Raw genomic sequence first — 22,797 nt, 5'->3', positions numbered from 1 at the left:
AGTCAGTGGGCGAGTCCCCCGCGGCGGTCGACCAGTGGGGGCTGCGAGGACCACGGGAAGTCGATCCAGCGGTCGGTGCGCCGCCACACGTAGTCGGCCTTGACGACGGTGTGCGGCTTCCCGTAGACCACGGCGCTGCGGGCCTCGGCGACGTGGTCGGCGCAGAACTCCTGCACGCTGACCAGGGTGTGACCGGTGTCGGCCACGTCGTCGACGATCAGGACCCGCAGACCCGAGAGGTCGACGGCCTGGGGCGTCGGAGGCAGCATCACCGGCATCTCGAGGCGCTGGTCCACACCGGTGTAGAACTCGACGTTGACCGCGGAGAGGTTCTTGACGTCGAGCGCGTAGCCCAGGCCCATCGCGAGGCCCAGCCCGCCCCGAGCGACGGCGAGCACGATGTCGGGCTCGTAGCCGCTGTCGACGATCTGCTGGGCGAGCTCGCGCACCGCCGTGCCGAACAGCTCGTAGGTGAGGACCTCGCGCTCCGCGGTGGCGTTCACCCCCGCATCATGGCGGGGCGCGGACCGCTCAGTCGACCTCGAGTGACTCGATGCACGCCTCGTCGTCGCCACCGCCGTCGCCACGCCCGGAGTCGGCGAGCTCCTCGCGCACCACCCGGTAGGCCACGCCCGCGCCGTAGCCCTTGCGCGAGAGCATCCCCACCAGCCGACGGGTCGCGGTCGTGTCGTCGAACCGGGCGAGGCTGCGCAGCTTGCGCCGCACCAGGGCTCGCGCGGCCTCCTCCTCGGCTCCGGGGTCGACCTCCTCGAGCGCCTCGCGGACCGTGTCGTCGTCGACGCCCTTGCGCCGCAGCTCCTGCTGCAGCGCCCGCTTGGCCAGCCCCTTGCCCGCCTGACGCTGCTCGACCCAGGTCCGGGCGAAGGCGGCGTCGTCGATCAGCCCGACCTCCGTGAACCGGTCGAGCAGCCGTGTCGCGATCTCGGCCGGGACGTCCTTGGACGCGAGCTTGTCGGCGAGCTCCTGGCGGCTGCGCGCCCGACCGGTCAGCTGGTCGAGCAGGATCGTGCGCGCCACCGACTCGGGGTCGGCCTCGGGTCCCTGGGCGACGCGGTCCGGCGGAGGGGCGTCCCTGCGCTCGGTCCGGCGCCCTCCCCGTGGACGTAGCCCGTGCGCCGTCGTCGGCGTGGGTGCCGATCGAGACGACCGGGCTGCCGGAGCCGACGTGACCCCGTGGGTCCACGCGTCGACTCCGGAAGCGACGTCGCCGAGCCAGTCCGGTGCGGGTCGGTCCTCGGACTTCACCGGCTCAGAAGTCGTCGACGCCGATCGGCTCGGCCAGGGCGTCGTCGGCCACGGACGCACCGACGCCGAGCTTCTCGAGGATCTTCTTCTCAAGCTCGTTGGCGAGGTCGGGGTTGTCGCGCAGGAAGTTGCGCGAGTTCTCCTTGCCCTGCCCGAGCTGGTCGCCCTCGTAGGTGTACCAGGCGCCGGCCTTGCGGACGATGCCCGCCTCGACGCCGACGTCGATCAGGCCACCCTCGCGACTGATCCCCTTGCCGTACATGATGTCGAACTCGGCCTGCTTGAACGGCGGGGCGACCTTGTTCTTGACCACCTTGACGCGGGTGCGGTTGCCGACCATGTCGGTGCCGTCCTTGAGCGTCTCGATCCGGCGCACGTCGAGGCGCACCGAGGAGTAGAACTTCAGCGCCCGACCACCGGTGGTGGTCTCGGGCGAGCCGAACATGACGCCGATCTTCTCGCGCAGCTGGTTGATGAAGATCGCCGTGGTGCCGGAGTTGTTGAGCGCGCCGGTCATCTTGCGCAGCGCCTGGCTCATCAGCCGGGCCTGTAGACCGACGTGGCTGTCACCCATCTCGCCCTCGATCTCGGCCCGGGGCACGAGCGCAGCCACCGAGTCGATGACGATCAGGTCGAGCGCGCCCGAGCGGATCAGCATGTCGGCGATCTCGAGCGCCTGCTCACCCGAGTCGGGCTGGGAGACCAGCAGGGCGTCGGTGTCCACGCCGAGCTTCTTGGCGTAGTCGGGGTCGAGCGCGTGCTCGGCGTCGATGAAGGCCACGATGCCGCCGTTGGCCTGGGCGTTGGCCACCGCGTGCAGGGCGACCGTCGTCTTGCCGGAGGACTCCGGTCCGTAGATCTCGACGACGCGGCCGCGGGGCAGCCCGCCGATGCCGAGGGCGACGTCGAGGGCGATCGACCCGGTCGGGATGATCTCCAGCGGCGCGCGGGTCTCCTCGCCGAGCCGCATCACCGAGCCCTTGCCGAACTGCTTCTCGATGTTGGCGAGTGCGGCGTCGAGGGCCTTGTCGCGGTCTCCAGCCATGGGTCGTGCCTCTCTGTCAGTGACGGTGGTGGTGCGCCTTCGACGCTAGAGCGAGCCACCGACAGCCGTCCCGGACCAGCCGGGGGGCTGTGGAGAACCCATCTACGCGTCGCACCTGTGGAGAGAATCTAGACCGAACACGTGTTCGATCCACACCGACACGCCGGCCCGGGCCGAAACGCCGGTCGGACGAGCGGCCGGATCAGGATCCGGGGATCTCGTAGGAGAGGTCGAGACCGTCGGCCCACGACGAGCACGAGCAGCCGTCGGGGTCGGGCAGGGCGTCGATCGCCGAGGTCAGCAGCCCCGTCAGCCGCTCGAGGTTGGCCTTGAACAGTGCGTAGACCTCGGCCTCGCCGACGCTCTCGCCCTGCTCCGCCCCGGCGTCCATGTCGGTCACCAGCGCGACCGCCGAGTAGCACATCCGCAGCTCGCGGGCGAGGACGGCCTCGGGGTGGCCGGTCATGTTGACCAGCGTCCACCCCTGCGCGGCGTACCACTGCGACTCGGCGCGCGTCGAGAAGCGCGGACCCTCGATGACGACCATCGTGCCGCCCGCCTTCACGTCGGGCGCAGCGCCGAGCAGCGCCCCGCTGACCCGCGGGCAGTAGGGGTCGCCGAACGGCACGTGGGTCGCGCCCGTCTCGACGAACGTCGACACGCGTCCGCTCGTGCGGTCGACGAGCTGGTCGGGGACGACCACGTCGCCGGGCGCGACCTCGGAGCGCAGGCCGCCGACCGCGCAGGGCGCGATGACCTGGCGCACACCGAGCGAGCGCAGCGCCCAGAGGTTGGCGCGCTGGTTGATCCTGTGCGGCGGGAACTCGTGGTGGCGCCCGTGACGAGGCAGGAACGCCACCCGTCGCCCGGCGACGGTGCCGACGGCCACCGGGGCCACCGGGTCGCCGTACGGCGTCTCGACGGCGTGCTCCTCGGCGTCGGTGAGGAAGGAGTAGAACCCGGTGCCGCCGATGACCGCGACGTCGGCGACGGTCTGCACGTCGGCGCTCACTTCTGGGCCGCCGGGAGCTCGAGCGTGCGCCAGACGGCCTCCCAGACCTGCTTCGGCGGGGTGCCGGCGTCGAGTGCCTCCTGCGCCGTGCGGCTGCCGAGCTCGGTGATGGTGACCTGACCGGCCCACGAGCGGTAGTAGGCCGGCCCGAGGGCGTCCTCCATGCGGGACCAGAACTCCGTGTGCCTCACGCGGTCAGCCTAGGCAGACGGTCGAGCGCGGCGTCAGATGGGGCGCAGCTCGTCGGCGTAGGACAGCGAGACCCGCTTGAGCGTGCCGTCCTCGTCGACGCGGTACTGACCCATGCGCCACAGCGGCGGACTGTAGGCGTGCACCGACACCGAGCCCGCCACGGCGCCGTTGAGCCGGTGGATGTGGTCGGGTCCGAAGGAGAACGTCGTCCCACTGCCGACGCGCCGCTCCCGGGCGCCGTCGGCGAGCGTGAGGTTGTTCTCGACCAGCTCGCCCGCCACCACCGACACCGCACCCGAGGAGACGTCGTGGTCGTGCCAGCCCGTGTCGTTCTCCGGCGTCCAGCACAGCAGCCAGACGTCGACGTGGCTGTCGCGCAGGAGCGAGACGTAGACCCGCTCCTCGCTGTCGAACGCCACGTGGTGCGCCCACTCCTCGGAGTGGGCCGCGACGTGCTCGGCCAGCCGCGCCAGCTCGTCGGGGGTCAGGTCGCGGTCGGTCGCCACCCCGGCACGCGCCGTCCAGTCGGTGACCGGCGCTCCGGCGGGACGGGTCCGGTCGAGCTCGACGGTCATGCCGCCTCCTTCCGCAGCCCCGCGCGGGGGCCGTCCTCGGTGTCCCTGGCCTGCTCGCCGAGCAACCGGGCGGGATTGGTGATGTGGACCGCCCGGGTGGCGGCCTCGCCGAACAGCTCGGCCACCGGCTCGGCGTAGGGCCGGTCCGAGCCGAGCACGAGGGCGTCTATGCCGAGCACGCGCACGACGGCGTCGAGGGCACGGGGCCCGTAGCCGGAGGTGTCGACGAACAGCCCGGCGTCGACCGGTCCGGCCGTGCCGCCGCGGATGACGTGTCGCTCGTGGTGGACGGGCGCGAGGCCCGCGGCCGCGGCGAAGACGACCCGCAGGGCGGGGAAGTCCGCGCGGACGGCGGCGGCGTGCCAGCCCCACCAGGCGGCGTTGAGCTGGGCGGTGTAGCCGGTGACGGCAGGCCACCAGCCCGGCACGTCTCGGTCGCCGACGCTGCGCGGCACCGGACCCGGATGCACCAGGACCGGCACGTCGGCCGCCTCCGCGACGGCGAGCAGCGAGCCGGTCCGCTCCCACGCGCCGGGTGTCAGCAGCTGGGTCGCCGGGAGCTGCAGGCCGACGAAGCGAGGATCGCGCAACAACCCGGCCAGGTCGTCGAGGTCGGCGTCGACCGCGGGCACCGACGCCCAGGCGCGGAAGTGCTCCGGCAGAGCGGCGACGCCGCGGTGCCAGGCTCGGACCAGCGGCGCCGCGTCGCGGACCGGGAGCGCCTCGATGCCGAGCGGCGCCGACAGGCTGACGCACGCCGCGCCGACTCCTGCCTCGTGGTCGACGTCGACCCGCGCCTGCGCGTCGTGCGCGGTCGGGTCGACGACGTACGGCGGCTCGCCCTCGGTGTGCAGGACCCAGCCGCGCAGGTACGGCGGTCGCGTGCGGGCCCGGAGCCGGTCGACCAGCTCCTCGGGCCAGATGTGCTGGTGGACGTCGGTCGCGTGCGTCATCACCCAGCCTCCTCTCAAAGTCATGTAACTCGGTGGACTTGAGAGAGTATTAGAGCAGACGTCAGCCGTCCCCGCGACGCGACGCGCGGATCGTGAGCCACGGTTGCCCGTCGGAGCCCTCACTGCGGCGCACGGCGGAGACGTCCCAACCGGCGCCGTCGAGGACGGCGCGCAGCTGCTCCTCGGTCCAGAAGGTGAACCACCGCGGCGCCCGGACGCGGCCGTGCACCGACCACCGCTCGCCGTGTCCCTCCTTGAGGCCGAGCAGGAGCTCTCCGCCCGGCCGCGTGGCGCCCGCGAGGCGGCCGAGCACCAGCGGGAGGTCGTCCCGGGCGACGTGCAGCAGCGAGGCCTGGGCCCAGACCCCGTCCCACGGGCCGCCGAGGTCGTCGGTGAGCGGGTCGAGCACCACCGCGTCGTGCCCCTGCTCGACCAACCGCTCCACGAAGCCCGGCGACACGTCGGTGCGGCGCACCCGCAGCCCCCTGGCCTCCAGCGCCCGGGCGTCACGCCCTCCGCCGCTGCCGATCTCGAGCACCGCTCCCCTGGCGCCCACCCGGGCGGCGAAGCTGTCGAGCTCGACCGCGTGCTCCTCGAGGACCCTCGCCGTGACCTCGGCGTAGGCCCCCGCGTCGGCGTCGTACGCCGAACGCGTGGCCTCGACCGCCAGCCGGCGCACGTCGTGGGCGTGGTGCACGACGTCGTGGAGGTGGTAGCGCGCCAACGTGTCGACCGTGAACACGCTGCCGTTGGAGCGGCGACCGCGACGGCTCCAGGTCGACTCGTCGGCGTCGCGCAGGGCGTCGTACGCCGACCCGGCGGCCTCGGCCGCCTCGAGCACCTCGGGCCCGACGACGGCCGGGTCCTGCCGGTCGTAGCCCTCCTCGACGGCCGTCGCGTCCTGGTCCCAGTCGGCGAAGGTCGGGTCGTCCTCGGCGAGCAGGAGCGCCAACCGTCCGGCCATCGTCCGGTGGACGTCGCGGACGTGACAGGCGTACTCCAGCGCCGACCAGGTCGAGTCGTCAGGACGGCGGGTGGCCCGCGGGAGCGCCAGCACGGCCGTCCAGCCGAGGGCGTCGGCACGCAGGAGCTCGCCGATGCGGCGTCGGTCGACCGCTGCCGCGTCGTACCCGCAGTCGGGGCAGGGCTCGTGCAGCACCCAGGTCCAGTCCTTGACGTCGGGCTCGATCACGCTCCGATCGTGGCAGCGCGCTCAGGCCCCGACGAGCGAGATCCCGCCGCGCGCCGTCGACATCGCGCCGCGTGGACCGCGGTCAGGTCAGCAGCAGGCGGTCGAGCCGTCGCCGTACGACCCACAGCCCGAGCAGTCCCATCGCCAGGAGGTAGACCACCGAGACGCCCGAGGCCCAGGTGATCGAGCCCGTCGTGAGCTCGCGGCACAGCACGACCCCGCGGTAGAGCGGTGTGCACTCGACCAGCCAGCGGATCGCGGGAGGGTAGGCCGTGACCGGGAAGAAGGTCGCCGAGAACAGGAACAGCGGAAGCTGGACCAGCGTGATCAGCTCGAAGTCCTGCCACGAGCGCATCCAGGTCGTCAGGGCCATGCACACCGCGCTCGCGGCGAAGCCGATCAGCACCGTGGCCGGGAACGCCAGCAGCGCCCACCACGAGTGCACCAGCCCCATCGCCGTCATGATGACGAGGAACGCCGCGGCGTACGCCGATCCGCGCAGCTGGCTCCACAGGATCTCGCCGCGCGCGACGTCACGGGTGCTGAGCGGGGTCGCGAGCATCTGGTCGTAGAGCTTGACGAACTTGAGCTTGAAGTAGGTGTTGAAGGTCGCGTCGATGAGGGCGCCGTTGAGGGCGGACGCGGCGAGCATCCCGGGGGCCACGAACTCGGCGTAGGGGATCTCGCGGCCGTTGAAGGTGAAGGTGTCGATGAGCGCGCCGACGCCGATGCCGATCGACAGCAGGTAGAAGAACGGCTCGAGGAAGCCGGTGAGGAACAGCTTCCACGCCTGGCGGTAGACGACGTAGTTGCGGTGCACGATGAGCGCGGCGGCCCGCACGGGGCCGAGCGGTCGCACGTCGGCCGGGGTGGCGCCCGAGGGGCCCAGCCGGCTGGTGGCGCTCACGAGACCAGCCTCCGCTCGAGCCCGGTCACGGCCCAGCGCCACCCGGCGAGCAGCAGCACCGCGAGCACCGCGACGTTGACGCCGGCCAGCCACCACGTCACCTGGTCGAGGGCGAACATCCGCGACAGGTTCACGCCGTGCCACAGCGGCGTGCACCGCGCGACCCAGGCACCGACCTCACCGAGGTTGGCGATCGGGAAGAAGGCGCCGCTGAAGAGGAAGAGCGGGAAGACCCCCAGCCGGAAGAGCACCCCGAACCCCTCCTCGGAGCGCAGCCGTGCGCTCACGCCGTAGACCCAGACGGCGAAGGCCATGCCGACGAGCAGCTGAGCGCCGAACGCCGCGAACGGTCCCCACCAGGAGCCGTAGACGCCGAACGGCGCGAGGACGAGGTCGTAGACCGCGCACGTGGTGGCGAGGCGGAACAGCACGAAGAGCAGGTGGGCGCCGACCAGGTCGCGGCACTGGAGCGGGGTGGCCAGCATGGAGTCGTAGATGCGCTGCCACTTGACCATCCCCATCACGGGATAGGTCGTCTCGCCGACCGCGGTCTGCATCGCGTGGGCGGCGATCAGACCGGGCACGACGAACCGGAAGTAGGACGTCGCGCCCTCGAGCACGTCGGGGTCGCCGTCGATGAACCCGCCGAGCAGCACCCCCATCGCCAGCACGTAGAACAGCGGCGTGGCGAAGGAGCTCACGACCGAGCCGCGCCAGGTGCGCCGGTAGACCGTGGCCCAGTAGTCGACCTGGCGTCGCAGGGCCTCGCCGCGCGTCAGGGTCCCCGGGGTCGCCGTCGAGGCTGTCGTCGCAGCACTCATCAGTCGACCAGCGTCCGGCCGGTGAGGCGCAGGAACACGTCCTCGAGGGTGCTGCGGCGCACCAGGGTGGCGACCGGGCGCAGCCCGCGCGCCTGCACCGCCGCGACCACGGCGTCGCCGTCCTCGCTGTAGACCAAGAGGCGGTCCGGCAGCACCTCGACCCGGTCGCCGAGGTTGGCCACCTGCGCGGCCAGCGCCTCGTGGGTCTCGCCCTCGCGCGCGATGCCGAAGCGCAGCTCGGCGACCTCACGTGTGGAGTGCTCACGGATCAGGTCGAGCGGCGAGCCCTCGGCGACGATGCGGCCCTTGTCCATCACCACCAGTCGGTCGCACAGCTGCTCCGCCTCGTCCATGTAGTGCGTGGTGAGCACGAGGGTCACGCCGGCCTGCTTCAGCCGGAAGAGCCGGTCCCACAGCACGTGGCGCGCCTGCGGGTCCAGCCCCGTCGTCGGCTCGTCGAGCAGCAGCAGGTCGGGGCGGTTGACCAGGCTGCGGGCGATCGTCAGGCGACGTTTCATGCCGCCGCTGAGGTCGTCCACCTTGGCGTGGGCCTTGTCGGTGAGCTGCACGAACTCCAGCAGCTCGTCGGCCCGGGCGCGCACCTCCTCGCGAGGCAGGCCGAAGTAGCGCCCGTAGATGAACAGGTTGTCGAAGACGTCGAGCTCGGTGTCGAGGGTGTCGTCCTGCGGGCACACGCCGAGGCGACCGCGGATGGCCGGGCCGTCGGTGGCGGGGTCGAGACCCAGGATCCGCAGCTCGCCCCCGCTGACCGGGGAGGTGGCCGCGATCATCCGCATCGTGCTGGACTTGCCGGCTCCGTTGGGCCCGAGGAACCCGAAGGCCTCGCCGCGCCGGACCTCGACGTCGATGCCCTTGACGGCCTCGAAGTCGCCGAAGGACTTGGTCAGCCCGCGCGCCGAGATCATCGGCTCGCTGCTCTGGTCGGTCACCACGCCCAGGACCCTAGGACGCCGGACCGACAGTGCGCATCAGCAGCGCACCAGGCCGCGCATCAGGCAGCGGATCAGGCGCCGGAGCCGACCTCCGGGTCGGGGGTCTGCGCCGACTCGTCGCGGGTGCCCTCGGGATCGTCGGTGCGCTCGTCGGACTCGGCGAGGATCTCGGCGGCCTGGGCCTCCGGGTCCTCGCTGCCGGCCGCCGCCTCCTCGGGCAGCAGCTCGGCGCGGGTGTCGACGCGGGGGTCGTCGCTGGTCTGCTCGCTGGTGTGCTCGGGGGTCTCGCTCATCCCTCCACCCTAGGAGGAGCAGCGTTGTCGGTGGCGTCGGCAAGACTGGACGGGTGAGCGCACCCTCCCCCTCGACCAGCGACGTGCTGAGCCGCTTCAGCGAGCCCACGCGCACCTGGTTCGCGGCGGCGTTCGCCGCACCGACCCCCGCGCAGGCCGGGGCGTGGGAGGCGATCGGTGCGGGTCGCAACGCACTGGTGGTGGCACCGACCGGCTCGGGCAAGACGCTCTCGGCGTTCCTGTGGAGCCTCGACCGGCTGCTCACGCAGGAGCGACCGGCCGACAAGACCAAGCGCACCCGCGTGCTCTACGTCAGCCCCCTCAAGGCCCTTGCGGTCGACGTCGAGCGCAACCTGCGCAGCCCGCTGACGGGCATCCGCCACACCGCCGACCGGCTCGGCCAGCCCGTCCCCGAGGTCACCGTCGGCGTCCGCTCCGGCGACACCGCCGCCGGAGACCGGCGCAAGCTGGTGACCCAGCCTCCCGACATCGTCATCACGACGCCCGAGTCGCTGTTCCTGATGCTGACCAGCCAGGCCCGCGAGGCCCTGCGCGGGGTCGAGACGGTCATCGTCGACGAGGTGCACGCCGTCGCCGGCACCAAGCGCGGCGCCCACCTGGCCGTCACCCTCGAGCGGCTCGACGCCCTCCTCGAGCGCCCGGCGCAGCGGGTCGGGCTCAGCGCCACGGTGCGCCCGCTCGAGGAGGTCGCGCGCTACCTCGGCGGCAGCGCTCCGGTCGAGATCGTCGCGCCGCCGTCGACCAAGGAGTGGGACCTGACGGTGGTCGTGCCGGTCGAGGACATGACGGCACCGGAGGCCTACGACGACTCGCGCGGCAGTGGCGAGGGCAGCGGCGGCGGCGGAAGCGAGGACGACTTCGCCGACGAGCCCCGACGGGCCCAGTCGATCTGGCCGCACGTCGAGGAGCACGTGGTCGACCTCATCGAGGCGCACCGCAGCACGATCGTCTTCGCCAACTCTCGGCGCCTCTCCGAGCGCCTCACGGCCCGGCTCAACGAGATCGCGGTCGAGCGCGCGACCGGGCAGCGGGTGCTGCCCGGCCAGAGCCCGGCCGAGGTCATGGCCCAGGCCGGGCAGAGCACCGGCGCCGAGGCGCTCATCGCCAAGGCGCACCACGGGTCGGTCTCCAAGGAGCAGCGGGCCGTCATCGAGGACGACCTCAAGCGCGGGCGGCTGCCGGCCGTCGTCGCGACGAGCAGCCTCGAGCTCGGCATCGACATGGGGGCCGTCGACCTCGTCGTGCAGATCGAGTCGCCGCCGAGCGTGGCGAGCGCCCTGCAGCGCGTCGGTCGAGCGGGCCACCAGGTCGGCGAGGTGAGCCGCGGCGTGCTGTTCCCGAAGCACCGCGGCGACCTGGCCCAGACGGCCGTCGCGGTGCAGCGCATGCGCGCCGGCGCGATCGAGTCGATGCGGGTGCCGACCAATCCCCTCGACGTCCTCGCCCAGCAGGTCGTGGCGGCGACGGCCATGGAGGCGTGGGCCGTCGACGACCTCTTCGAGCTGTTCAAGCGCACGGCGAGCTTCGCGCAGCTCCCGCGCTCGGCCTACGACGGCGTGCTCGACCTGCTGGCCGGTCGCTACCCGAGCGACGAGTTCGCCGAGCTCCGTCCGCGCATCGTGTGGGACCGCGTCGCCGGCACGCTCACCGGTCGCCCCGGCGCGCAGCGGCTCGCGGTCACCAGTGGCGGCACGATCCCCGACCGCGGCCTGTTCGGCGTCTTCCTGGTGGGCGGCGAGGGTCCCGGCCGCCGCGTGGGCGAGCTCGACGAGGAGATGGTCTACGAGTCCCGGGTCGGCGACGTGTTCGCCCTCGGCGCCACGAGCTGGCGCATCCAGGACATCACCCACGACCGGGTGCTCGTCACCCCGGCGCCCGGCGTCCCGGGCAAGCTGCCGTTCTGGAAGGGCGACTCGCTGGGCCGGCCCGCCGAGCTCGGCGCGGCGGTCGGCGCCTACACCCGCGAGCTCGCGGCGCTGCCGAAGGCCAAGGCGGAGGCGCGCGCCCGCGACGACGGCCTCGACGCCTATGCCTCCGGCAACCTCGTGACCTACCTCCACGAGCAGCTCGAGGCGACCCAGGTGCTCCCGAGCGACGCCACGATCGTCGTGGAGCGGTTCCGCGACGAGCTGGGCGACTGGCGCCTGGTCGTCCACTCGCCGTACGGCACCCCGGTGCACGCTCCGTGGGCCCTGGCGATCAACGCCCGGCTGCGCGAGCGCTACGGCATCGACGGCCAGGCCGTCGCCTCCGACGACGGCATCGTGATCCGGATCCCGGACACCGACATGGAGGCGCCTGGCGGCGAGCTCGTGGTCTTCGAGGCCGAGGAGATCGAGCAGCTGGTCACCCAGGAGGTGGGGGGCTCGGCGCTGTTCGCCGCCCGCTTCCGCGAGTGCGCCGCCCGCGCACTGCTGCTGCCGCGCCGCGACCCCGGTCGCCGCAGCCCCCTGTGGCAGCAGCGGCAGCGCTCCGCGGCGCTGCTCGAGGTCGCCAGCAAGTACCCGTCGTTCCCGATCGTGCTCGAGGCCGTGCGCGAGTGCCTCCAGGACGTCTACGACCTCCCCGCACTGGTCGCCCTGATGCGCTCGGTCGACACCCGTCAGGTGCAGGTCACCGATGTCGCCACGCCGAGCCCCTCGCCCTTCGCGCGCAGCCTGCTGTTCGGCTACGTCGCGCAGTTCGTCTACGAGGGCGACTCCCCCATCGCCGAACGCCGGGCCGCTGCGCTGTCGCTCGACCAGGGGCTGCTCGCCGAGCTGCTCGGTCGCGCCGAGCTGCGCGAGCTGCTCGACCCCGACGTGCTCACCGAGCTCGAGCAGGAGCTGCAGCGGCTCACCCCCGAGCGCCGTGCCCGGGGGGCGGAGGGGGTCGCCGACCTCGTGCGGCTGCTCGGTCCCCTGAGCACCGAGGAGATCCAGGCCCGCTGCGTCGAGGGCGTCGACGCCGCCGAGGCCCTGGCGGAGCTGGCCGCCACCCGCCGTGTCGCGTCGGTGCGCGTCGCCGGCCTGGACTGCTGGGCCGCCATCGAGGACATCGGGCGCCTGCGCGACGGGCTCGGCGTGGCGGTGCCGCCCGGCACCCCGTCGGCGTTCACCGATCCCGTCGAGGACCCGCTCGCCGACCTGGTCTCGCGCTTCGCCCGCACGCACGGCCCGTTCACGACCGACCAGGTCGCCGACCGGCTCGGTCTCGGCCAGGCCGTCGTGCGACACACCCTGCAGCGCCTCGGTGGGCAGGGACGCATCGTCGACGGCGAGTTCCGACCGGGCGCCAGCGGTTCGGAGTGGTGCGACGCCGAGGTGCTGCGCACCCTGCGGCGACGCTCACTGGCCCGGCTGCGCAAGGAGGTCGAGCCCGTCCCGCCCGCGGCGCTCGGCCGCTTCCTGGGCGCCTGGCAGCACGTCACCACCGGGCGGCTGCGCGGGGTCGACGGCGTCCTCGCCGTCGTCGACCAGCTCGCCGGGGCGCCGGTGCCGGCGAGCGCGCTGGAGTCGCTGGTCCTCGCCGCCCGGGTGCGCGACTACGAGCCGTCCTACCTCGACGAGCTGACGACCTCCGGTGAGGTGAGCTGGGCCGGGCACGGAGCGCTGCCCGGCTCCGACGGCTGGGTCTCGCTCCACCTCGCCGACACCGCCCACCTGACCCTGCCCGAGCCGGCGCCGTTCGAGCACAGCGAGCTGCACCAGTCGGTGCTCGACGCGCTGGCTCCCGGCGGTGCGTGGTTCTTCCGCCAGCTGGCCCAGCAGCTCGGCGTCTCCGACGACAAGGCGCTCAGCGCCGCCCTGTGGGAGCTCGTGTGGGCCGGGCGCATCACCAACGACACCCTGAGCCCGCTGCGTGCCCTGGTGCGCGGCTCCGGCGGCAGCCACCGCACCCGCCGCGGGCCGACGCGACCGCGGATGGCCTCGACCACCGGCCGCGGCCGGGTCCCGCTGCGCACCGGACCGCCGGAGACCGCGGGTCGGTGGGCGGTCCTCCCCGAGGTCGACACCGACCCGACCCGTCGGGCGCACGCGGCTGCGGAGCGCCTGCTCGACCGGCACGGGGTCGTCATCCGCGGAGCGGTGGTCAGCGAACGTCAGCCCGGCGGGTTCGCGGCCGTCTACAAGGTGCTCTCGGCCTTCGAGGACTCCGGTCGCTGCCGCCGCGGCTACTTCGTCGAGGGGCTGGGCGCAGCGCAGTTCGGCACCGCCGGGGCCATCGACCGGCTGCGCACCTTCGCCGAGCTCGACCCCGACGCCAAGCCCGAGGCGGTCTGCCTGGCCGCGACCGACCCGGCCAACCCGTTCGGCGCCGCACTCCCCTGGCCCGACAAGGACGCCGACGGCGGTGGGCACCGCCCCGGACGCAAGGCCGGCGCCCTCGTGGTCCTCGTCGACGGCGAGCTGACGATGTACGTCGAGCGCGGGGGCAAGACGCTGCTCACCTGGCCCGGCCCCGAGGGCCAGCACGACCGGCTCGGCCCGGCCGCGCTCTCGCTGGCCGAGGCCGCGCGACGCGGCAACCTCGGCCGACTGACCGTCGAGAAGGCCGACGGCGAGGCGCTGCTGGGCTCCGGGTCCACGCCGCTGCGCGAGGCCCTCGACGCGGCCGGGTTCGTGGCGACGCCCCGCGGCCTGCGGCTGCGGACCGGCTGATGCCCGAGGGCGACACCGTCTTCCGGGCGGCCCGGCTGCTCGAGCGCCACCTCGGCGGCCGGGTGCTGACCCGCACCGACTTCCGCGTGCCGCAGCACGCGACGGTCGACCTCGCCGGCGCCACGGTGTCGAGCTCGGTGTCGCGCGGCAAGCACCTGCTGACCCGGCTCGACCACCCCGCGCAAGGCGACTGGACCCTGCACACCCACCTCAAGATGGAGGGCGCCTGGCGGGTCCTCGACCACGGCCGGCGCTGGCCGCGGCCCGCCCACCAGGCGCGGGTCGTGCTCGAGACCGAGCAGGCCGTCGCGGTCGGGTTCTCGCTCGGGATCGTCGAGCTGGTGGCGCGCAGCGCGGAGCCCGACGTGGTCGGCCACCTCGGCCCCGACCTGCTCGGCCCCGACTGGGACGAGGACGAGGCGCTGCGCCGCCTGCGCGAGGAGCCCGACCGCACGGTCCACGAGGCGCTCCTCGACCAGACCAACCTGGCCGGCATCGGCAACATGTACGACGCCGAGCTGTGCTTCACCAGCGGCCTCCACCCGCGCACGCCGGTCGGCGAGGTGCGCGACCTGCGCCGACTGGTGCGGCGCGCGCGTCAGATGCTCGACCTCAACAAGGAGCGGGCAGTGCAGAGCACCACCGGCGACCTGCGCGAGCGCGAGCGGATGTGGGTCTACCGTCGCGACCAGGCGCCGTGCCGACGCTGCCGCACCCCCATCGCGGTCGACCAGCTGGGGCCCGCCGGGCGCGAGCGCGCGATCTACTGGTGCCCGTCGTGCCAGCCGGCGCCACAGGTGTGACCTGGCGCCCACGGGTTCATTCGAGACGGCCAGCCAGCCCGACGTCGTGATCCGCACGTCGGAGCTGGTGGGCGGGTCGAGACTCGACGACGAGCCTCCTGGCGGTGGTTGAGGAAGTCGCGCTGGCGACTGTCCCGAAACCACGTGACGTGTGAGTGGTTTCGAGACGGCGCCAGCGCGCCTCCTCAACCAGCGACTGTCCTGTCCTGCTCCTCGACCAGCGACGGGATCCAGCCGGCCAGGGCGAGGCGGCCGGAGAAGACCCCGGCGACTTGATCGGTCGGATCAGGCGGCGCTGGGGACGACGTCCGGTCCGGTGACCGGAGCGACGAGCGACTCCTCGAGCGCCACGAGGTCGGAGACCTCGCGCAGCACGATCGAGAGCGGCATGTCGAGGGCCGCGCAGAGCGAGGCGAGCAGCTCGGAGGAGGCCTCCTTCTGTCCGCGCTCGATCTCGGAGATGTAGCCCAGGCTCACGCGCGCCTCGGCCGAGACCTCGCGCAGCGTCATCCCACGGCGCATCCGCTGGGCGCGCAGCACGTCGCCGAGCAGTCGGCGGAACAGCACCATGCGCGTCTCCCTCGTCGGACCCCGGGAACCGGGACGTGGTCGCAACGCTACCGGAGCCCCGGTTCTTCCCGTGGCGCATCCACAGCGCGGGCGCGGGTGGTGCGGGAAGTGCTGGTCAATGGGGGTGGATGTCAGCGTCGTCCCGGTGCGTGCACGAGTGGTGCCGACGAGGGAGCCGTGCCGGAGGCACGGCGACCGAGGAGAAGCCGCTCGGGTGCGTGCTGGGGCGGGGCTGACGCCGCCCCTGCCGTTGATCAGCGCTTCCCCAGCTGGCCGGTGAGCAGGCCGAGCGCCTCCCGGCAGGTCGCGGCCTGGATCTCGGCACGCTCACCCGACAGCTCGAGCCGTACGGCGGTGGGCCCCTCGGGACCCGCGATGCCGACGTAGACCGTGCCGGGTGGGTGGCCCTCCTGCGGGTCGGGACCGGCGACCCCGGTGGTCGCGAGCCCCCACACGGCCCCGGTCACCGCGGCCACCCGAGCGGCCATGGCCGAGGCGCAGGGGGCCGAGATGACGCCGTGGCTCTCGACGAGCTCGGCCGGGACGCCGAGGACCTCGATCTTCACCGAGGTCGCGTACGACACCACGCCCCCGACGTAGGACCGCGAGGCGCCCGGCACCGCCGTGAGCAGCGCCGCGAGCTGTCCGCCGGTGAGGGACTCGGCGGTCGCGACCGTCTCCCCTCGCAGCTGCAGCAGCTCGTGCACCCTGACCGTCGGCTCCGGATCCACCTCGTCCACGACCCGACCCTAGGACGCATGAGCCAGCCCGTGTGTCGTCTCACCCCGCTGGGTGCGCTTCTCTACGCTCGCGGACATGGCCCTGCCCATCGAGGACTACGCCCTCATCGGCGACCGTCGCACCGCGGCCCTGGTCGGGCGCGACGGATCGATCGACTGGCTGTGCCTGCCGCAGTTCGACTCCCCCGCCTGCCTGGCCGGACTGCTCGGCACCGATGACCACGGCCACTGGCAGCTGGTCCCGGACGGCATCTGGACCTCGACCCGGCGCTACCTCGGCGCCTCCAGCGTGCTCGAGACGACGTTCACGACGGCGACGGGCGAGGTCACGCTCGCCGACCTGATGCCGCGCGGCGACGGCCGGGCCGACGTCGTGCGCAAGCTCAGCGGCGTGCGCGGCACCGTGCGGATGCGCCACGAGTGGCGCGTGCGGCTCGACTACGGCCTGATGAAGCCGTGGGTGCGCCGGCTCACCGTCGACGGCGAGCGCGTGATCACCGCGATCGGCGGGCCCGACCAGCTCGTCCTGCGCGGGCCGCGCCTGCCGGTCGCGCGCGACGGCTCCCACAACGACGAGTTCGACGTGCACGAGGGCGACGAGCTGGTCTTCTCGATGACGTGGTTCCCCTCCTACGTCCAGCCCGAGGGCCTCGGTCCGGCCGCGGACCAGGTGCTGCCGACGGTCGCCGACGACGAGGCGTGGCTGGCCGGCTCGCCGCGCGACGTCCCGCACGCCGACGTCGTCGCCCGCTCGCTGCTGACGCTGCGGCTCATGACCGACGAGGTGACCGGCGGCATCGTCGCGGCGCCGACGACGTCGCTGCCGGAGGACTTCGGGGGCGAGCGCAACTGGGACTACCGCTTCTGCTGGCTGCGCGACGCCGCTCTCACCCTCGGCTCGCTCGTCGACGCGGGCTACACCGAGGAGGCGGACCTCTGGCGCCAGTGGCTACTGCGCACCATCGCCGGAGACCCCGCGCAGATGCAGATCATGTACGCCGTCGACGGCTCGCGGCGCCTGCCCGAGACCACGCTCGACCACCTGCCCGGTTACGCCGACTCACGACCCGTGCGCATCGGCAACGGCGCCGTCGACCAGGTCCAGCACGACGTGCTCGGAGAGGTGATGGAGGCGCTCGCCAAGATGCGCGAGGCCGAGGGGTCCGGTGGGCACCCCGACCACTCGTGGCCCCTGCAGCGCGCCCTCGTGGAGGAGCTCGCGACGCACTGGCGCGACCCCGACAACGGTCTGTGGGAGATCCGCGGCGAGCCCCAGCAGTTCACGCACTCGCGGGTGATGATCTGGGTCGCCGTCGACCGGGCGGTGCGGGCGATGGAGGAGTTCGACCTGCCCGGACCACTGACCCAGTGGCGGGAGCTGCGCGAGGACATCCGCGCCGACGTCCTCGAGCACGGGTTCGACGCCGAGCGCGGCTGCTTCACCCAGCACTACGCCACCACCGAGGTCGACGCCTCCCTGCTCCAGCTCGCCCTCGTCGGCTTCCTGGAGCCCGACGACCCCCGCCTGCTCGGGACCGTGCGGGTGGTCGAGGAGGAGCTGCTGCGCAACGGCCTCGTGCTGCGCTACCGCACCAAGAGCGGCGTGGACGGCCTGAGCGGCGACGAGCACCCGTTCCTCGCCTGCTCGTTCTGGCTCGTCTCGGCGTACGCCGTGATCGGGCGCGTCGACGACGCCGTGGCGCTCTTCGACCGCCTGGTCGGACTGGTGAACGACGTGGGGCTGCTCTCGGAGGAGTACGACCCGGTCGGGCAGCGGATGGTCGGCAACTTCCCGCAGGCCTTCAGCCACCTCGCGCTCGTGCAGGCCGCGCTGCGACTGCGCGACGCGGGCGTGCGGGGCTGACCCGCACCCCCGCGTCGACGCTCAGCGCCGCACGCGCAGCCTCAGGGTGGCCGAGCTCGGGAGGACGGTGCTGCTGCCGGAGTAGGTGACGACGACCCGCTTGGCCCCGGCTCGCGCGAACCGACCGAGTCGCACCGTGGCGGTGCCGCCGGTCAGCGTGACCGTCCGGGTCCGCTGGCCGCGCACCCGGACCGTCACCGTGCCGGTGACCGCGGCGGTGCTGCTCACGCTGATCGAGAGCTTGGCGCGACGCCCGTCGACCCGCAGCCGCTTGCCCACGGCCTTCACACCGGTCGTGGAGCGGACCGCCAGCGCCGGGGTCGTGCCGGTGCCGGTGCCCGTGGCGGGCGTCGACGCGGCAGGCGCGCGGAGGCCGACCACCTCGGGGTTGTGGTCGGAGGCACGGTAGGGCGTGCCGGGCTCGAAGAGCTGGGTCGTGTTGCCGTTGTAGCGGGAGTACTCCAGGGCGACGGGCTCCTCGGCGTTGATGTCCCACACGTCGACGCCGGTCACCATGGCCCGCGCAGCCGCGTTGGCGAAGACGTGGTCGAGGGAGCCGGCGAGCCCGCCGAAGAAGTAGGACCAGTCACGGCCCGGCGCGGTGGTCGACTCCAGGTTGGTCCAGCCGGAGCCGGTCAGCTCCTGCACCGGGTCCTCCTGGGTGTAGGCGTTGAAGTCACCGGTGAGGAAGACCGCGGCGGTGCCGCGCTCGGCGGCGAAGGCCTTCGCGAAGGCGTCGAGCGCCCGGGCCTGCGCCACGCGCTCGACGTTGCCGGCGCCCTGGCCGTCCGGGTCGGGCGTGCCGGAGCGCTTGGACTTGAAGTGGTTGACGACGACGCTGAAGGTGTCGGTGCCACCACGCCGCAGGAAGGCCTGGGCCAGCGGCTCCCGGGCGTCCGCGAACGCGGCCGAGCCGGTGAGGACGCGCGAGGTGCCGATCGGCGACACCTCGGCCGGGCGGTAGATGAAGGCCGTGCGGATGACGTCCTGCTGAGCCACCGGCGGCAGCTCGGAGGCGGGAGGGGACGGCACGTAGGCCCACGTGCCGGCGCCGGCGGCGGCGTTGAGAGCGGTCACCAGGGCGACGACGCCAGCGTCGCGGTCCTGGCCGAAGTGGGCGGAGTTCTCGATCTCCTCGAGCGAGACGACCGAGGCCCCGAGTCGGTTGATCGCGCTGACGATCTTGCCGCGCTGGCGCGTGAGGTTGGCCTGGTCGGCGGCCCCGCGGGGGCCGTCCGGCGCGCACTCGTCGACGGTGGTCGGAGCGCCGTCGCGGTCGCGGTAGTAGCTGCACGAGCGGCCCGACGCGGCGGCCTGCCACTCGACGCCGGTCGTCGGGAAGAAGTTCAGCACGTTGAACGTCGCGAGCCGGATGTCCCCGCCCACGGCGGCCGGCGCGGCGGTGCGCGTGTCGGCGAAGGTGGCCGTGGCCGAGCCGGCGCCCGTGATGCGGCGCACGGGCTGGAACTTCCACAGGTCGTTGCGGTACTCCAGCACCACCGGGCCGGTGAAGGTCACCGGCGCACCGGCGCGCACCGGGGTGGTCGGGGTCAGCCAGCTCAGGGGCGTGTCGACGTTGGCGGCGTTGCGGAAGTCGATCGAGGCGCCGTCGTCGAGGGTGATCCTGCGGCGGGCGTTGTCGGCGGCGACGGCCTCGTCACCGCTGCCCTGGGCGTCGGCGACGTCCGTGGGCTGCAGCAGCGGCGTGGTGCCCGCGGCGAGCCCGATCTCGCCGTACTGGTCGGTGGCGTAGCTGTCGGTGACGGTGAACGGGCCCTGCGGCGCGACGAGCTCGCCCTCGTGGGCCTCCTTCTCGGCCTCCGTGTCGAGCTCGGTCCACGGCACCGACAGCGGCGTGACGGCCGGCAGCCCGGGGCTGACGGGAGCCGCCGCGCCGGAGAGCGTGATCTGCGTGCTGCCGTTGAACTCGCTGACGCGGCCGGCGACCTCGACCGAGGCACCCCGGAAGGGCACGTCCGCGGGCTGCAGCCCGGGGGCGTAGACGAAGACCGCGTCGGAGCCCGGGGTGTCGGGCGCGCCGCCGGTCTGGAGGTAGAAGCCGGCGTAGCCGCCGGTCGGGTAGCGCGCGGTCACGACACCCTGGGTCGAGACGGTGCGACCGACGAGCGGCGACGTGGCGCCGTCACCCTGGATCTGCGCGATCGTGTACGGCGTGGGGCGGGCCGGTCCGGCCGCGCCCGGGGTGGGCTGCGCCTCGGTGAAGTCGGCGGCGTTGTCGTCGGTGTCGGGGTCGCCCTCGTAGCGCTGTGCCGAGAGCGTGGCCGACAGGTCGACGCCGGTGTTGCGGGCCTCGAAGACGGTCGCTGTCGAGCCGTAGCCGACCAGGTCGACCGCGACCGTGCCCGAGCGCAGCTCGACCGTGCCGCTCGTCGAGCTCATCGAGACCGCGGGCGCGGCCACCTTCGCCGGGGTCGGCAGCGCGGCGCCGTTGGAGCCCGCCGCACTCATCTGGACGAGGTAGCGGCCGCCGGGGGCCACCGTGCCGCCGTCGAGGGCGACCGTGCCGCCGACGGACCCGCCGGCGCTGCGGTAGACCAGGCTGAGGCCGTCGAGGCTCGCGGTGGTGGCGCCGAGGTTGCGCAGCTCGACGAAGTCGGCGGCGTACGACGCACCGGAGTTGCCCCCGGCGCCGTACACCTCTGCCACGACGAGGCCGCTGCTGGCCGCCTGCGCGGGCGCCGAGGCCGCGATCGCGGGCAGCCCCGCCACGGCGAGTGAGAGGACGAGGCCGCGCAGGGCGCGCGCAGTCAGGGACGATCTGGTCACGATGGAGCTCCCGAGAGTGTGTGACGTGGTCGGGCCGACCCTAACCCCGTCCGCCGACAGTCGAGGACTGCAGTCACCAGCGGGGCTGCGATCCTCGACTGTCGAGGCCCGGAGCCTCGTGGCCGTCCCCGCCTCAGCGCGACGGTGCGGCGGAGGTGAGCTGGTGACGCTCGGTCCAGACCCGCCAGAAGAACTGCGCGCCGCTGACGATCGTGAGCACGACGGCGAGGGCGAGGCAGACCTGGGCGACGTAGAAGAGGACGTCGCCGGGGGTCTGCAGCCAGCCGGGCAGGTCGGGGTCGCGCATCGGCAGGACCAGGCCGCCGAGGGCGACGACCTGCAGGGTGGTCTTGAGCTTGCCGAGCTGGTCGGCGGCGATGACCATGCGACGCAGCACCGACAAGCGCAGCAGCGTCACCGACCACTCCCGGATCAGCACCACGATCGTGACCCACCACCAGATGTCGCCGATGACCGAGAGGCCGACGAAGGCCATGCCGGTCATCGCCTTGTCGGCGATCGGGTCGGCGATCTTGCCGAAGTCGGTGACCAGGCCGCGTGCGCGGGCGATGTCGCCGTCGATCTTGTCGGTGATCATGGCGACCGCGAAGATCACGTAGGCCACCGTGCGCCACACCGCCGAGTCGCCGCCGTCGACGAGCAGCGCGGCGCCGAAGAACGGCACCAGCACGATGCGCAGGGTCGTGAGCAGGTTGGGCAGGTTGAAGTTGCTCACCGGGGTCGGCGCAGGCGGCTGCACGGGATCCTGGCTCACAGCGGCGCCGCCACGAGGTCGACACCCTCGGACGCGATCACCCGGGCGCGCACGACGTCACCGACCTCGGCCCTGCGGATCAGCTCGGTGGTGCCGTCGACATCGGGGCCCTGGAACGCCGCGCGGCCGTAGACCGCCACGTCGGTGACCTCCTCGACGAGCACGTCGACGACCTCGCCGACCCGCTCCTCGGCGCGCTGGCTGGTGAGCTCCTCGACGAGGTCGCCCAGGTGGGCCACGCGGGCGCGGATCTCGTCGTCGCCCAGCTTGTCGTCGTACGACGCGGCCTCGGTGCCGTCCTCGTCGGAGTAGCCGAAGACGCCGACCACGTCGAGGCACGCGTCGACCAGGAAGTCGCACAGCGTCTCGAAGTCGGCCTCGGTCTCGCCGGGGAAGCCGACGATGACGTTGGAGCGGATGCCGGCCGTCGGTGCGAGCGTGCGGATGCGCTCGAGCAGCCCCAGGAAGCTCTCGGGGTCGCCGAAGCGCCGCATCCGGCGCAGCACGGCGTTGCTGGCGTGCTGGAAGGACAGGTCGTAGTACGGCGCGACGCCGGGCGTCGAGGCGATGGCCTCGAGCAGGCCGGGCCGCAGCTCGGCGGGCTGCAGGTAGGACACGCGCACCCGCTCGACGCCCTCGACGGCCGCGAGCTCGGGCAGCAGCGTCTCGAGCAGGCGCAGGTCGCCGAGGTCCTTGCCGTAGGAGGTGGAGTTCTCGGAGACGAGGAACAGCTCCTTGACCCCGTCGGCGGCGAGCCAGCCGGCCTCGGCGAGCACGTCGTGAGGGCGCCGGCTCACGAAGGAGCCACGGAACGCCGGGATCGCGCAGAAGGTGCAGCGCCGGTCGCAGCCCGAGGCGAGCTTGAGCGGCGCGGTCGGACCGGTGGTCAGCCGCGAGCGGACCTGCTCGGGGACGGGCGGCCGCTCCGCTTCTCGCGCCGCCTGCCGGTCCACCGGCGAGATCGGCAGGAGCTTGCGGCGGTCGGCGGGCACGTGCGGCGTGTGCTGCTCCCCCGCCACGATCGCGCGCAGCCGGGCCCCGATGTCGGGGTAGTCGTCGAAGCCGAGCACCGCGTCGGCCTCGGGCAGCGAGTCGGCCAGCTCGGCGCCGTACCGCTCGGCCATGCAGCCGACCGCCACGACCGAGCTCGGCCCGGACCCGTCACCGGTCTTGAGGTCGGCGGCCTCGAGCAGCGCGTCGACGGAGTCCTTCTTGGCCTGCTCGACGAAGCCGCAGGTGTTGACCAGGACCGTGTCGGCCTCGGCGGGATCCTCGACCAGCCGGAACCCGTCGGCGGCGAGCCGCCCGGCGAGCTCCTCGGAGTCGACCTCGTTGCGTGCGCACCCGAGGGTGACGAGGGCGACCGACAGCTGACTCACTCGGTCGAG

Annotated in this window: 20 protein-coding genes; 3 read left to right on the top strand and 17 right to left on the bottom strand. The window is 73.3% G+C overall.

Annotated elements, in window-relative coordinates; translation table 11 throughout:
- Positions 1 to 2 precede the first annotated feature (2 nt).
- From GRQ65_RS13825 to GRQ65_RS13770, 12 genes are all read right to left on the bottom strand, one after another.
- Complete coding sequence (locus GRQ65_RS13825) at positions 3 to 503, bottom strand: phosphoribosyltransferase family protein (RefSeq protein WP_160878563.1); 501 nt, start codon at positions 501 to 503, stop codon at positions 3 to 5.
- 28 nt (positions 504 to 531) lie between these two features.
- The gene (locus GRQ65_RS22850) at positions 532 to 1,038 is read right to left on the bottom strand and encodes a regulatory protein RecX (RefSeq protein WP_337191726.1); all 507 of its coding nucleotides are present in this window, start codon (positions 1,036 to 1,038) and stop codon (positions 532 to 534) included.
- A gap of 232 nt (positions 1,039 to 1,270) precedes the next feature.
- On the bottom strand, positions 1,271 to 2,311 hold the full coding sequence (recA, locus tag GRQ65_RS13815; protein WP_160878561.1) for a recombinase RecA: 1,041 nt from the start codon (positions 2,309 to 2,311) through the stop codon (positions 1,271 to 1,273).
- 202 nt (positions 2,312 to 2,513) lie between these two features.
- The gene (locus GRQ65_RS13810; RefSeq protein WP_337191725.1) at positions 2,514 to 3,323 is read right to left on the bottom strand and encodes an S-methyl-5'-thioadenosine phosphorylase; all 810 of its coding nucleotides are present in this window, start codon (positions 3,321 to 3,323) and stop codon (positions 2,514 to 2,516) included.
- Complete coding sequence (locus GRQ65_RS13805; RefSeq protein WP_160878560.1) at positions 3,320 to 3,514, bottom strand: DUF3046 domain-containing protein; 195 nt, start codon at positions 3,512 to 3,514, stop codon at positions 3,320 to 3,322. Before GRQ65_RS13805 ends, GRQ65_RS13810 begins: the two co-directional genes overlap by 4 nt.
- Positions 3,515 to 3,547: 33 nt before the next feature.
- Positions 3,548 to 4,090 carry a cupin domain-containing protein gene (locus tag GRQ65_RS13800; RefSeq protein ID WP_160878559.1) on the bottom strand — a complete coding sequence of 181 codons (543 nt, stop codon included), beginning with the start codon at positions 4,088 to 4,090 and terminating at the stop codon, positions 3,548 to 3,550.
- Positions 4,087 to 5,043, bottom strand: coding sequence for an amidohydrolase family protein (locus GRQ65_RS13795; RefSeq protein WP_160878558.1), 957 nt, complete (start codon positions 5,041 to 5,043; stop codon positions 4,087 to 4,089). The genes GRQ65_RS13800 and GRQ65_RS13795 overlap by 4 nt, the downstream gene beginning before the upstream one ends.
- A gap of 61 nt (positions 5,044 to 5,104) precedes the next feature.
- Positions 5,105 to 6,235, bottom strand: a complete 1,131-nt coding sequence (locus GRQ65_RS13790) for a methyltransferase domain-containing protein (RefSeq protein WP_160878557.1) — start codon at positions 6,233 to 6,235, stop codon at positions 5,105 to 5,107.
- 82 nt (positions 6,236 to 6,317) lie between these two features.
- Positions 6,318 to 7,142, bottom strand: a complete 825-nt coding sequence (locus GRQ65_RS13785; RefSeq protein WP_337191723.1) for an ABC transporter permease — start codon at positions 7,140 to 7,142, stop codon at positions 6,318 to 6,320.
- Complete coding sequence (locus tag GRQ65_RS13780; RefSeq protein WP_160878556.1) at positions 7,139 to 7,963, bottom strand: ABC transporter permease; 825 nt, start codon at positions 7,961 to 7,963, stop codon at positions 7,139 to 7,141. The genes GRQ65_RS13785 and GRQ65_RS13780 overlap by 4 nt, the downstream gene beginning before the upstream one ends.
- Positions 7,963 to 8,916 carry an ABC transporter ATP-binding protein gene (locus tag GRQ65_RS13775; protein ID WP_439331864.1) on the bottom strand — a complete coding sequence of 318 codons (954 nt, stop codon included), beginning with the start codon at positions 8,914 to 8,916 and terminating at the stop codon, positions 7,963 to 7,965. Before GRQ65_RS13775 ends, GRQ65_RS13780 begins: the two co-directional genes overlap by 1 nt.
- A gap of 71 nt (positions 8,917 to 8,987) precedes the next feature.
- Positions 8,988 to 9,209 (bottom strand): hypothetical protein, encoded by a 222-nt coding sequence (locus GRQ65_RS13770; protein ID WP_160878555.1) that lies wholly within the window; start codon positions 9,207 to 9,209, stop codon positions 8,988 to 8,990.
- A 53-nt stretch (positions 9,210 to 9,262) separates the two neighbouring features.
- Here GRQ65_RS13770 and GRQ65_RS13765 point away from each other — a divergent pair, with 53 nt between their 5' ends.
- Both GRQ65_RS13765 and GRQ65_RS13760 read left to right on the top strand, forming a co-directional pair.
- Positions 9,263 to 13,870, top strand: coding sequence for an ATP-dependent helicase (locus GRQ65_RS13765; RefSeq protein ID WP_160878554.1), 4,608 nt, complete (start codon positions 9,263 to 9,265; stop codon positions 13,868 to 13,870).
- Positions 13,870 to 14,673: a DNA-formamidopyrimidine glycosylase family protein gene (locus GRQ65_RS13760; RefSeq protein ID WP_160878553.1), complete on the top strand. Its 804-nt coding sequence runs from the start codon at positions 13,870 to 13,872 to the stop codon at positions 14,671 to 14,673. The genes GRQ65_RS13765 and GRQ65_RS13760 overlap by 1 nt, the downstream gene beginning before the upstream one ends.
- A gap of 285 nt (positions 14,674 to 14,958) precedes the next feature.
- On the opposite strand, the gene GRQ65_RS13755 is transcribed toward GRQ65_RS13760, so the two are convergent.
- Together GRQ65_RS13755 and GRQ65_RS13750 are read right to left on the bottom strand one after the other, a co-directional pair.
- Positions 14,959 to 15,243 (bottom strand): helix-turn-helix domain-containing protein, encoded by a 285-nt coding sequence (locus tag GRQ65_RS13755; RefSeq protein WP_160878552.1) that lies wholly within the window; start codon positions 15,241 to 15,243, stop codon positions 14,959 to 14,961.
- 254 nt (positions 15,244 to 15,497) lie between these two features.
- Positions 15,498 to 15,983: a CinA family protein gene (locus tag GRQ65_RS13750; RefSeq protein WP_337191722.1), complete on the bottom strand. Its 486-nt coding sequence runs from the start codon at positions 15,981 to 15,983 to the stop codon at positions 15,498 to 15,500.
- Between the two features lie 76 nt (positions 15,984 to 16,059).
- On the opposite strand from GRQ65_RS13750, the gene GRQ65_RS13745 reads away from it, so the two are divergent.
- The gene (locus GRQ65_RS13745; protein ID WP_160878551.1) at positions 16,060 to 17,847 is read left to right on the top strand and encodes a glycoside hydrolase family 15 protein; all 1,788 of its coding nucleotides are present in this window, start codon (positions 16,060 to 16,062) and stop codon (positions 17,845 to 17,847) included.
- A gap of 21 nt (positions 17,848 to 17,868) precedes the next feature.
- Here the strand turns inward: GRQ65_RS13745 and GRQ65_RS13740 are convergent, their stop codons facing one another.
- The 3 genes from GRQ65_RS13740 to rimO form a co-directional block, all read right to left on the bottom strand.
- Positions 17,869 to 20,634 (bottom strand): ExeM/NucH family extracellular endonuclease, encoded by a 2,766-nt coding sequence (locus GRQ65_RS13740; protein WP_160878550.1) that lies wholly within the window; start codon positions 20,632 to 20,634, stop codon positions 17,869 to 17,871.
- 133 nt (positions 20,635 to 20,767) lie between these two features.
- A complete protein-coding gene (pgsA, locus tag GRQ65_RS13735) occupies positions 20,768 to 21,409 on the bottom strand; it encodes a CDP-diacylglycerol--glycerol-3-phosphate 3-phosphatidyltransferase (protein ID WP_337191721.1) in 642 nt (213 codons plus the stop codon).
- On the bottom strand, positions 21,406 to 22,779 hold the full coding sequence (rimO, locus tag GRQ65_RS13730) for a 30S ribosomal protein S12 methylthiotransferase RimO (RefSeq protein WP_202388108.1): 1,374 nt from the start codon (positions 22,777 to 22,779) through the stop codon (positions 21,406 to 21,408). Before rimO ends, pgsA begins: the two co-directional genes overlap by 4 nt.
- Between the last annotated feature and the right edge of the window lie 18 nt (positions 22,780 to 22,797).

The sequence above is a fragment of the Nocardioides flavescens genome (assembly GCF_009823805.1).
Taxonomy (GTDB): Bacteria; Actinomycetota; Actinomycetes; order Propionibacteriales; family Nocardioidaceae; genus Nocardioides; species Nocardioides flavescens.
This window is presented reverse-complemented; position numbering and strand designations above follow the sequence as displayed.